Here is a 1,067-nt window from a genome sequence, read left to right on the forward strand (position 1 = left end):
TCGGTGGTGTTCATCGGGGTCGGCACGCCGACGCGGCGGGGCGATGGCCATGCGGATCTGAGCTATGTCTATGCCGCGGCGCGAGAGATCGGCGCGGCGCTTGGCGATCATTTTACCGTGGTGGTGACCAAGTCGACGGTGCCCGTCGGCACGGGCGACGAGGTGGAGCGGATCATCCGCGAGGTGAACCCGGGCGCGAAGTTCGCGGTTGCATCCAATCCGGAGTTTCTGCGCGAGGGCGCGGCGATCGAGGATTTCAAGCGGCCCGACCGGATCGTGGTGGGGATTGAGGAGGAGGAAGCGCGCGGCCCGATGGAGGAGGTCTATCGCCCGCTGTTCCTCAATCAGTCGCCGCTGCTGTTCACGCGCCGGCGGACCAGCGAGCTGATCAAATATGCGGCGAACGCGTTCCTGGCGATGAAGATCACCTTCATCAACGAGATTGCGGACCTGTGCGAGGCGGTGGGTGCGGACGTGCAGGACGTGTCGCGCGGCATCGGCCTGGACAAGCGGATCGGGGGCAAGTTCCTGCACGCAGGGCCCGGCTATGGCGGCTCGTGCTTTCCCAAGGACACGCTGGCGCTGGTCAAGACGGCGCAGGATTACGAGCGGCCCGTGCGGCTGATCGAGACGACGGTCGCGGTCAACGATGCGCGCAAGCGGGCGATGGCGGACAAGGTGATCGAGGCGGCCGGCGGCGATGTGGCGGGCCGGACGATCGCGGTGCTCGGCCTGACGTTCAAGCCCAACACCGACGACATGCGCGATGCGCCGTCGATCGCGATCATCGAGGCGCTGCAGCAGGCGGGCGCGCATATCCGCGCCTATGACCCCGAAGGCATCGAGGCATCCAAGGCGGTGATCAGCGGCATCGATTATGCCGCCGACGCCTATGCCGCCGCCGACGGCGCCGATGCGCTGGTCATCATCACCGAATGGGACGCGTTCCGTGCCCTCGACCTCACCCGCATCAAGAACAGCCTTGCCCAGCCCGTCCTCGTTGACCTGCGCAACGTCTACAAACCAAACGAAGCCGCAAAAGCAGGCCTCCACTATACCTCCATCGG

At 66.1% G+C, this 1,067-nt stretch carries 1 protein-coding gene; it reads left to right on the forward strand.

What is annotated here, in order from left to right; genetic code table 11:
• Positions 1 to 1,067 (forward strand): UDP-glucose dehydrogenase family protein (locus ACNI3Q_RS14650; RefSeq protein WP_426277971.1); only part of this gene is annotated, 1,067 nt, incomplete at both ends.

This window comes from Sphingomonas eleionomae (genome assembly GCF_049889035.1).
Lineage (GTDB): Bacteria > Pseudomonadota > Alphaproteobacteria > Sphingomonadales > Sphingomonadaceae > Sphingomonas.